Here is a 10,270-nt window from a genome sequence, read left to right as displayed (position 1 = left end):
TGATGTTCCGGATTTCTTATTCATCTTCGCTCCATAATGGCTTCGATGAACCAGAAATCCTCCGTTGCTCAAACCCCTAAATCTGTCCGGTAGGCGCTGACGTCAGACAGTTTTTCCCAGTGTGCTGGCCCGATCCCCCCAAAATCTGTCGATTATTCGCCGCATTTCAGGTGTCGATGTCGAAAAATATTGATAAGATGCAAGTAAATGTAGTGACAGGAAGCATAATGCAACTCGACTTGTTGCCCCCCCAGGACAGAGGCCAGGTCCATTCGGTTTTTGTGGTGGTGCCACGGTTCAACCTGACGACCCTGATCACGATGATCGAAACCATGCGGATCGGGAATTACCTGTCGTCCGAGCGGCTGTTCTCGTGGGAAGTCACATCGTTCGACGGGCTGAACCTGGGCGCCAGCAATGGCGTGCGGGTTCAGCTGGATATCGAGCCGGACCAGACCGCACCGGCCGATCAGGTCTTTGTGCTGGCCAGTTGGGGGGGCGAGCATTACCAGAACAAGGCGCTGGCCTCGTGGCTGCGCAAGCGCGCGCGCCAGGGCGAACGCATCTGCGCGGTCGAGCTGGGCTGCTATCTGGTCGCCCGTGCCGGCCTGATGGATGGCAAGGAAGCCACGACCCATTGGTCGTGGATCAACGGTTTCCAGGAGAAGTTCGACCAGATTTCCGTGGTCGAACAGCTGTTTACCGTCGACGGGCGCATCCTGACCTGTGCTGGCGGCATGGCGGGTGTCGACCTGATGCTGCGGCTGATCGAGCAGTCGCACGGGGCCAGTTTCTCGGGCGAGATTGCCGACCAGATGCTGCACAACCCGATCCGCAAGGGGTCCTCCTCGCAGCGCCGGACCATGGGACGCGGGACGGAATCGATCCTGCCTCTGGTGCGGCAGGCGATGACCCTAATCGAACGCAACATCGAAGAGCCGCTGACCGTGCCCCAGATCGCCGCCGCGCTGGACGTGTCACAGCGCCAGCTGGAGCGGCAGTTCAAGAAACATGTAGGCTGTACCGTGGTTCAGTTCGGCCTGCTACGCCGCTTGCAGAATGCGCGCGTCCTGCTTATCGCTACCGAACTCAGCGTGCGCGAAATCGCCACCGCCTCCGGCTTTAACACTCTGTCACATTTCTCGTATTCGTTCAGCAAGTTCTTTGGCCGTCGACCGTCGGATTATCGCGAGGCCTGGCCCTCGAACGAATCGGCCCCGACCTGGCCCGGCACCCTGTCGGATTTTCTACACGCGCTGAATTCGGGAGAGAGGCGCGCTAACGCGCCGCTCGTGCCGCGCGAAGGGCGTTGAGCACGGCGACGATCTCGCGGTCGCGCTGTGCCGCCATGTCGGCAAAATGCCGGTCGCCGGCGACGGCGTTGCAGCCATCGACCATGCGGTCGCGCAACTCCTGCGTCAGTTCCGGCGCCGTGAGCCGGGTCCATGGCAGTTTCAGCGCCGGGCCGAACTGGTCCAGATTGGTGGCCATGCCGCCAGCGCCGCAGGCGACGTGAAACGCCATGCATTGCCCCTGGCTGACCATGCGCGGCGCCGGGCCGTTCATTAGTGCGACGTCAATATCCTCGGGCGTGGCCTCGCCATTGGCAACCATGTGCAGCGCCTCGCGCCACAGCGCCTCTTGCAGACGCGTTGCGACAAAGCCGGGGATCTCCTTCTTCATCATCAGCGGCTCCTTGCCCGCGACCCGATAGAATTCGCCTGCCCATTCTACCGCCGCGGGGTCGGTTTTCTCTCCGCCCACGATCTCGACCAATGGCAACAGATAAGGCGGGTTGAACGGATGCCCGATCACTGTGCGTCCGGGTGTTTTGCATTGGGCCTGGATGTCGGTCATCATCAGCCCCGAAGTCGAGGACCCGATCACCACATTCTCGGGCACGATGCGCCCCAGCCGGTGATAAAGCGCCTGTTTCGTCTCCAGATTCTCGGGCGCGCTTTCCTGGATGAACCCCGCACCCTCGACCGCCGCGTGGAGATCATGGACGACGCTCAGCCGGTCGAGCGAGGCACCGGGCGCCAGGCCCAGCGCGGTCAGGCTGATCCAGGCGGTATCGAGAATGGTGCGAAACGCGGCCTCCTCGGCCGGGTCGTGCAGATAGCTGGTGACGTCATAGCCGTGTGCCAGAAAATGCGCGGCCCAACCGCCGCCAATGGGGCCGCCACCGATGCTGGCGACACGGGTGATCGAGGTAGAATCTGGATACATCATTCGCCCTTGAACCTGGGTTCGCGTTTCTCGACAAAGGCGGCCACGCCTTCGGCTGCATCGTCGGATTTCAACATCTTGCGATAGGTCGGCATCGGGTCGGTGCGCATCTTGTGGAACGCCTGTTCCAGCGGCACGCATTCGATCTCGCGCTGAACCTCTTTCACCGATTGCATGGCCAGTGGCGCCGACCAAGCGATCGAGGCCGCCCATTCGCGCGCCACATCCATCAGCTGTTCCTTGGGCACCACCTTGTTGACCAGACCGTAGTGGGCGGCCTCAGTCGCGGACATACGGCGGCCCAGCAGGAACATCTCCATCGCGATGTTATGCGGTATGCGCCTAGGCAGACGTTGCAGCGCGCCCGCATCCGGCACGATCCCCAGCGGCATTTCCGGTAGGCCGAATTCCACATGATCAGCGGCGATCAGCAGGTCGCAGGCCATCGCCATTTCGAAACCGCCACCGATAGCCAGACCGTTGATCGCGGCAATGACCGGCTTGTTCAGCGACCAGTTTTCGGTCAGGCCGGTAAAGCCACCGAACCCGTAGTCGTCGCTCTCCCACCAGTTATCAAGCTGCATCTCGCCCGCGTTGAGCGCCTTCAGATCCCAGCCCGCGCTGAAGATCTTGTCGCCGCCACCGGTCAGGATCGCGCAGCGCAATTCCTTGTCCTCGTGCAGTTCCTGAAACGCCGTCGCCAGTGCCTGGCTGGTCGGCACGTCGATGGCGTTGACCTTGCCACGAAACAGCGTGACTTCGAGGACATGGCCATCGCGGCGGGTGCTGACTCCTTCGCTCATCGGGGTCTCCTCCATCACCGGAATTCCGGCATGACTTCATTGCTGAACATCCTCAGCGAGCGTTTCTGCGCATCATGATCCAGCCCCATCGAGGCGTAATAGATGAACTCGTTCACGCCCAGGTCCTCGTACCGTTTCAGCTTGGCAATCGCGGTTTCGGGCGAGCCGAACATTAGGTTCTCTTCCAGCATCTCGGGGTCGTATTGCTCGCGGCCCGCAATCTGGTCCAGCGGCAGCGCGGCGGGGAAGCCATTGAACACGTCACCGGCATTGCGGAACAGGTTCTCGAATTGCGACAGCAGTCGCCGGATCGCGTCCAGCGCCTGTTGGCGGTCGGCGGCATTGTCATAGATGCAGGCATGGCGCATCAACGCGAAACGGGGCGACCAGCCGTTGTCGGCCTTGGCAATGGCCTCGTCCAACTGCTGCTTGTAGAGTTCCGCCTCGGCAAAGGGCCGGGTCAAGGGCCAGCAGTTGATATGGCAACGGTTGCGCACCGCGTAGTCATAGGTGATAGGCGAACGTGCGGCGACCCAGACCGGCATGTCGGCCTGCACCGGCTTGGGTACCGAGGTCGAGGTCGGGAACTGCCAATACTCGCCGTCATGGGCATAATCGCCCTTCCACAATTCACGCACCACCGGCAGCATTTCCTGCATATAGCGCCAGGCATCGGATTGTTTCAGCCCCGGTTTCATCCGGTCGAACTCGCGCTGATAAGCGCCCGAACCGATGCCGAATTCCAGCCGCCCGCCGCTGATCAGGTCGAGGAACGCAGCCTCGCCAGCTAGGTTGATGGGGTGCCAATAGGCCGCGGTCGCCACAGCCGTGCCCAGCCTGATATTGCTGGTCTCTCTGGCCCACCAGGTCAGGATCTGGAAGGGGTTCGGCGCGATCGTCATCTCGATGGCGTGATGTTCGGCGGCCCAGACGATGTCGAAACCGCCCTCTTCGGCCATTTGCACCATTTCAAGCGTGTGGCGCGCGACATCGTTCATGTCGAGACTGTCGTCGATCCGTTCCAGGTTGATGGCAAGTTGGAATTTCATTGTCCGTGTTCCTTTCCGGGCTCTCGCTCAGCGCATGACAAAGGGGTTGGCCATGGGTTCGTCAGATGTGTTCATCCAAACCGTCTTGGGCCGGGTGTAATCGTAGATCGCCTGGAACCCGCTTTCGCGGCCATAGCCGGACCCCTTGATGCCGCCAAATTCGGCGATGGGAGAGACCACGCGATAGGTGTTGACCCAGACGATCCCGGCGCGCACGGCGCCCGCCATCCTGAGAGAGCGGGCGCTGTCTCGGGTGAAAATCCCCGCCGCCAGCCCGTGTTCGGAATCATTGGCCAGCGCCAGAACCTCTTCTTCGGTACGGAAACGCTGAACGCTCAGAACCGGGCCGAACAGTTCGGTATCGACGATGCGCAGGTCCTGACGCGGGCAGTCGATGATCGTAGGTTCGTAGAACAGGCCGCCCAGCCCCTCGGGCTGTTTGCCGCCGGTCAGCACGGTGCCGCCTTCGGATTGCGCATGGGCGACCTCGCGCTGGATATGCGCAAGCTGCCCGGTGGTGCAGAGCGGCCCCATCTGGGTCTCTTCTGCCAGCGGATCTCCGATCACGATGGCGCGTGCCTGTGCCACCATCCGGTCGAGGAACTCATCGGCGATATCCTCGTGAAGGTAGAGCCGGGACCCGGCGACACAGCTTTGCCCCGTGGCGCCAAAGATGCCCGCAATCGAGGCGTTGACCGCGCTTTCGATGTTGGCGTCCTCAAAGACGATAAAGGGCGACTTGCCCCCCAGTTCCAGCGAGACCTCGGCAAAGTTGCGCTTGGCGTTTTCCAGCACGTGGCGCGCGGCATTCGGCCCACCGGTGAACGAGACCCGTGCCACCAGCGGATGCCCGGTTAGCGCCCGCCCACAGGGTTCGCCATGGCCGGTGACGATGTTCACGACCCCAGGCGGGAAACCGGCCTCTTCGATCAGCTTGCCGAATTCCAGCATCGCGGCACTGGCATGTTCCGAGGCTTTCAGGACAACCGTATTGCCTGCCGCCAGGGCCGGGCCGATCTTGACCGCGACAAGGAAGAGCTGGCTGTTCCAAGGTACCACTGCGGCCACCACGCCCAGCGGTTCGCGCTTGGTAAAGACGAACATGTCCGGCTTGTCGATCGGCAGCGTTTCACCGCTGACCTTGTCGGCGCAGCCTGCGAAAAAGTGAAAGAACTCGGCAATGTACTTCGCCTGCCAGCGGGTTTCCTTGAGCATCTTGCCGGTATCCACCGACTCGATCCGGCCGAGTTCCTCGGACCGGTCCGCCAGCAAATCGCCCAACCGCCGTAGATGCTTGCCCCGCTCGGTCGGTGTCATTCTGGCCCATGGCCCCGAGGTAAAGGCGCGATGCGCTGCCTCGACCGCCCGGTTCACATCCGCCTCGGTGGCCTTGGGGATCCGGCACCACACCTTGCCGTCGGCGGGGTTGGTGCTGTCGAACAACGCCCCGTCCGAGGCATCGACCCAAGCGCCGTCGATCAGCATCCGATAGCTCTGGATATCGGCCATCTTGGTCCTCCCTTTTTGTCTCTCGTCTCATACAAAGCGGCGAATCGGCGATGAGTTGTGCGAAAAATCGGCATCCATGTGTCGAAAATTCTTAAGCTGAGGATTGGGGATCAGGGCAGGCTGGCCGCAAAAGGAGATGCGAACGTGACCAGCAGCAAGAAACAGGTGATCGGCGGACCCCTCGAAATCGGTGACAGGGTGCTGTCGCTGTCCCGCGCCATCCGGGCCGGTGATTTTGTCTTTCTGACCGGCCAGATCCCGATGCAGGACGGTGTGCCGATGACCACCGGGTCAGTCGAGGAGCAGACCCGCGCCGTGCTTGACGACATTACCGCCACCCTCGCTCTGGCCGATTGCACCCGCGACGATGTGGTCAAGGCGATGGTCTGGCTGCGCGACCGCAGCGACTTCCCCGGCTTCAACACGGTCTACGGTAAGTATTTCCCGCACGACCCGCCGACCCGCTCGGCCGTGGTCAGCGATCTGCTGGTGGATGCCCGAGTCGAAGTCGAGGTGATTGCCTACAAGCCGTTGGGGGGAGAGGGCTGATGTCGGTAGCACCTGACGGCACCGCCTATCAGATTACCGGCCCGGCAGATGCGCCCTGCGTGGTGCTGATCCATGGCCTGGGGCTGAACCGGGCCTGCTGGCAATGGACCAGCCCGGCGCTGGCCGATGGCTATCGCGTGCTCAGCTATGACCTTTACGGCCATGGCGACTCGGTTGATCCACCCGAGGCACCCAGCCTGTCGCTTTTTTCGCGCCAGTTTAAGGGCCTGCTCGATCATTGCGGTATCGCGGATGCGGTCATCGCCGGGTTTTCGCTAGGGGGTATGATCGCGCGCCGGTTTGCGCAGGACTGCCCCGACCGCGCGCGCGCGCTGGTCATCCTGCATTCGCCGCATAAACGCAGCGCCGAGGCGCAGGCCGCAATCCTGGCACGGGTCGAGCAGGCCCGCGACGAGGGTCCGCACTCAACGGTCGAGGCGGCGCTGGAGCGCTGGTTCACCGAAGGTTTCCGCGCGGCCAACCCGGCGATGATGGAGACCGTGCGCGGCTGGGTCACGGCAAACCGCAAAGAGGTCTATCACCGAATCTACCGGGTTCTGGCCGAGGGTATCAACGAGATCACCGCCCCTGTCCCGCCGCTCACTTGCCCGGCGCTGGTGATCACCGGGGACGAGGATTATGGCAACGGCCCCGAGATGACCCGCGCCATCGCTGCCGAGATCAAGGGCGCGCAGGCGCTGATCCTGTCGGGACTGCGCCACATGGCACTGGCCGAGGACCCGGCCTCCGTCAACACCCCGCTGCGCCGGTTTCTGGATAGCCTGCCAAAGGAGACGACCGGATGAGCAGCACCCTCCTCAAGGGGATACGCGTGCTGGACCTCAGCCGTATGTTGTCCGGCCCCTATTGCAGCATGTTCCTGGCCGATCACGGCGCCGAGGTCATCAAAATCGAGGGCGGCAGCGGCGACACCAGCCGCAACAACGGCCCCTATCGCGCCGACGATCCGGGCCATGACTGGGCGGGCTATTTCGTCAGCCTGAACCGGGGCAAGAAAAGCATCCGCCTCAACCTGAAATCGCCCGAGGGCAAGGCTGCCTTTCGCAGGCTGGCGGCAACGGCGGATGTGGTGCTGGAGAATTTCCGGCCCGGTGTGATGGACCGACTCGAGCTGTCCTATGAATCGCTCGCCGAGGCCAATCCCCGGCTGGTCTACGCCGCCATTCGCGGCTTTGGCGACCCGCGCACCGGGGCCAGCCCCTATGCCGACTGGCCCTCCTATGACGTGGTGGCGCAGGCGATGGGCGGGCTGATGGCGATGACCGGCCCCGATGCCGACACGCCCACCAAGGTCGGCCCCGGCATCGGCGACATCTTTGCCGGCATTATGATGTCCTTTGGCATTCTCGCCGCCCTGCGCGAGGCCGAGGCGACCGGCAAGGGGCGGTTCGTCGACGTCGCCATGTATGACGCGATGATCTCGATGTGCGAGCGGATGGTCTATCTGCATGACATGACCGGACAGGTAGCTGGCCCCGAGGGCAACGGTCACCCGCTGCTGGCGCCCTTTGGCCTGTTTCCCGCCGCCGATGGTCAGGTGGCACTGGGCATTGTCGATGACAGTTTCTGGCAAAAGCTGACCGCGATCATGAACCGGCCCGACCTGGGCAGCGATGCGCGGTTTTCCACCCGTGCGGGGAGGTCCGCCCATGCGGGCGAGATCAACGCGATCCTCTCGGGCTGGACCGCCACCCGCAACAAGGCGGACCTGACCGGCTTGCTGGGTGGTCAGGTTCCCTTTGGCCCGCTCAACACGGTGGCCGATATCACCGCCGATCCGCATGTCGTGGCGCGGCAGATGCTGGCACATGTTCCCCATCCCGAACCCGGCCATGCCCCCTGGACCGTGGCCGCCAATCCGCTGCGCTTTGCCGGGCAGGCGGCGCCTCCCCTACCTGCTCCGCCACGGCTGGGCGAGCATGACGCGCTCCTCGACACGCTGGCAGAAAGCGCGCCGCTCGACGACGAGGCCCGGCGCGACCTGCGCCGCGCCTTCGGGCAGTTCGCCACCGGGGTGACGGTACTCACCACCCGGCAAGAGGATGGTACGCCACGCGGTTTTACCGCCAATTCGTTCACCTCGGTCTCGCTCGACCCGCCGCTGCTGCTGGTCTGTCTCGCCAAGACTGCACATAGCTGCGATGTCTTTGTCCAGGCGCCGCATTTCGCGGTCAACATCCTGTCGGATGCGCAGAAAGAGATCTCGGGCCTGTTCGCCTCGCGCTCGACCGAGAAATTCGCCGGCACCCATTGGCATCCAGGCCCGCATGAGCTGCCGCTGATTAACGGGGCGCTTGCGACATTTGCCTGCGCCCGTCACAAGCTGGTCGATGCAGGCGATCACTTGATCCTGATTGGGCGCGTGCTAAACCACGACGTGACCGAGAGCAAACCGCTTGGTTTCCACAACGGCGCCTATTTCGACCTTGGGCTGGAAAACCGGCTGGCCGACGCGGCGACCAAGGACGCAAACGGGGTCATCGCCGCTGTCCTGGCCGAAGGTGAGCGGATCCTGCTGGAGGAGAGGCCGGAAGGCACGCTGACGGCTCCCAAGGCGCCGACAGGCGACAACACGGTCGCGGGCTTTGTGCGGCACATGGACAGTCGCGGCCTGACCGCCCGGCTCGACCACCTTTATGCCGTGTTCCAGAACAGCCAGACTGGCGCGCATTCGATCGTCTACCACGGCACGGTCAGCGGCGCCGCGCCCGAGGGTATGCGCTATCACGACCTTGCCGCGCTGCCGCTGGATCAGGTCGCCAACGATACCGAACGCTCGATGCTGGCGCGCTATCAACGCGAATACCGCCATGGCAGTTTCGGGATTTACCACGGCACCGAACGCAGCGGCATCGTCCATTCGATTGCCGATCACACCGAATACACCGTTTGACAGGAGAACCCAATGCTTCCGGAACTGAGAAAAGTCGTCACCTTCGACGAAGATATTCACACCGAGGGCGGACGCGCCGCCGACCCGGTCCTGCGTATGATCGGGGTCGCGGCGGTGGTGGCCAACCCCTGGGCGGGGCGCGGCTTTGTCGAGGATCTCTCGCCCGAGATCCGCCGCATGGCGCCGGTTCTGGGCAAGTTTCTGACCGATCGCCTGATCGCGCTGGCCGGATCGGGTGACGCGATCGAGGCCTATGGCAAGGCCTGTATCTCGGGCACCAATTGCGAGGTCGAACACGCCTCGGCGCTGATCCACACGCTGCAATTCGGCAATTTCTATCGCGAGGCTGTGGGCGCGAAAAGCTATCTGGGCTTTACCAACACGCGCGGCCCCGCCAACACGCAGATCCAGATCCCGCTGATGGACAAGCACGATACAGGGCGCCGCTCGCATTACCTGACAGTGCAGTTTTCGATCTATGACGCGCCCGCCTGTGACGAACTGGTGGTCGCGCTCGGGGCAGCAACGCGCGGGCGACCGCATCATCGCATCGGCGACCGGTATTCCGATTTGGCTGCCTTGGGTCGGGGCGTACAAGACCCTGCCGGGATCGGGACCAGAGAAAAGCACGCGGAACCGAAATGAGTTTCGCGTTGCTTCCATTTTTGGAAGGACTCGCGCTTCGGTTGTTCCGTCCTTCATGAACCAGATGGAAAGGCCCTGTTTGGCAGCGATGTCACCCCCTGTCTTCATATACTGCGGGCGCAAAGCGGATACGGTCGCATTGAAGCTCCAGCATAGAGGCGTTGAACAAAGGTGGTTCCGGAAATCTGAACAGCTGGATAAGTGGATTTCCCGCGCGACGGCGGCATGATGCTGCAAGCGAGGAGAAGACCCAATGGCAAATCTACCCTTATCTGCAGAGAAAGCTGCCCATCACACCTCGCGCAGATCGCCTCTACATGGGAGCAGGAACATCCTGGACGAGGCTGTACACTCGGTTCCTGGTTTTCTGTTTTGGCGTTGATGTGACGTTGATGTAAACGCGGAAAGTCCGACGGTACGGGAATACCGTCGATTTATATATTTGATAATTCGAGATAAATTGGTTGCGGGAGTAGGATTTGAACCTACGACCTTCAGGTTATGAGCCTGACGAGCTACCGGGCTGCTCCATCCCGCGACACTTTAGTGGTCTATTGCCTGTTCGGCTACTT

Annotated in this window: 9 protein-coding genes and 1 tRNA gene; 5 read left to right on the top strand and 5 right to left on the bottom strand. The window is 62.6% G+C overall.

Annotated elements, in window-relative coordinates; genetic code table 11:
* Positions 1–227 precede the first annotated feature (227 nt).
* On the top strand, positions 228–1,313 hold the full coding sequence (locus ACR0BF_RS19935; RefSeq protein WP_480608175.1) for a GlxA family transcriptional regulator: 1,086 nt from the start codon (positions 228–230) through the stop codon (positions 1,311–1,313).
* On the opposite strand, the gene ACR0BF_RS19930 is transcribed toward ACR0BF_RS19935, so the two are convergent.
* The 4 genes from ACR0BF_RS19930 to ACR0BF_RS19915 are packed head-to-tail and all read right to left on the bottom strand — an operon-like array spanning position 1,279 to position 5,590.
* The gene (locus ACR0BF_RS19930; protein ID WP_480608178.1) at positions 1,279–2,229 is read right to left on the bottom strand and encodes a 3-hydroxyacyl-CoA dehydrogenase NAD-binding domain-containing protein; all 951 of its coding nucleotides are present in this window, start codon (positions 2,227–2,229) and stop codon (positions 1,279–1,281) included. The two genes, ACR0BF_RS19935 and ACR0BF_RS19930, sit on opposite strands and share 35 nt — an antisense overlap.
* The gene (locus tag ACR0BF_RS19925) at positions 2,229–3,032 is read right to left on the bottom strand and encodes a carnitinyl-CoA dehydratase (protein WP_480625639.1); all 804 of its coding nucleotides are present in this window, start codon (positions 3,030–3,032) and stop codon (positions 2,229–2,231) included. The genes ACR0BF_RS19930 and ACR0BF_RS19925 overlap by 1 nt, the downstream gene beginning before the upstream one ends.
* Before the next feature lie 14 nt (positions 3,033–3,046).
* A complete protein-coding gene (locus ACR0BF_RS19920; RefSeq protein ID WP_480625638.1) occupies positions 3,047–4,081 on the bottom strand; it encodes an LLM class flavin-dependent oxidoreductase in 1,035 nt (344 codons plus the stop codon).
* A 27-nt stretch (positions 4,082–4,108) separates the two neighbouring features.
* Positions 4,109–5,590 carry an aldehyde dehydrogenase gene (locus ACR0BF_RS19915; protein ID WP_480608188.1) on the bottom strand — a complete coding sequence of 494 codons (1,482 nt, stop codon included), beginning with the start codon at positions 5,588–5,590 and terminating at the stop codon, positions 4,109–4,111.
* Between the two features lie 57 nt (positions 5,591–5,647).
* Between ACR0BF_RS19915 and ACR0BF_RS19910 the strand changes: the two genes are divergently transcribed.
* The 4 genes from ACR0BF_RS19910 to ACR0BF_RS19895 are packed head-to-tail and all read left to right on the top strand — an operon-like array spanning position 5,648 to position 9,698.
* Positions 5,648–6,139, top strand: a complete 492-nt coding sequence (locus ACR0BF_RS19910) for a RidA family protein (RefSeq protein WP_480608191.1) — start codon at positions 5,648–5,650, stop codon at positions 6,137–6,139.
* Positions 6,139–6,945 (top strand): alpha/beta fold hydrolase, encoded by an 807-nt coding sequence (locus ACR0BF_RS19905; protein ID WP_480608194.1) that lies wholly within the window; start codon positions 6,139–6,141, stop codon positions 6,943–6,945. The genes ACR0BF_RS19910 and ACR0BF_RS19905 overlap by 1 nt, the downstream gene beginning before the upstream one ends.
* Positions 6,942–9,053 (top strand): CoA transferase, encoded by a 2,112-nt coding sequence (locus tag ACR0BF_RS19900; RefSeq protein WP_480625637.1) that lies wholly within the window; start codon positions 6,942–6,944, stop codon positions 9,051–9,053. The genes ACR0BF_RS19905 and ACR0BF_RS19900 overlap by 4 nt, the downstream gene beginning before the upstream one ends.
* Positions 9,054–9,065: 12 nt before the next feature.
* The gene (locus ACR0BF_RS19895; protein WP_480608200.1) at positions 9,066–9,698 is read left to right on the top strand and encodes an amino acid synthesis family protein; all 633 of its coding nucleotides are present in this window, start codon (positions 9,066–9,068) and stop codon (positions 9,696–9,698) included.
* Positions 9,699–10,159: 461 nt separating this feature from the next.
* Here the strand turns inward: ACR0BF_RS19895 and ACR0BF_RS19890 are convergent.
* Positions 10,160–10,236, bottom strand: a tRNA-Met gene (locus ACR0BF_RS19890).
* Positions 10,237–10,270 lie beyond the last annotated feature (34 nt).

It is taken from the genome of Ruegeria sp. AG7 (assembly GCF_056541545.1).
The sequence above is the reverse complement of the archived record's forward strand: the minus strand, read 5'-3'. Positions and strand labels throughout refer to the sequence as shown.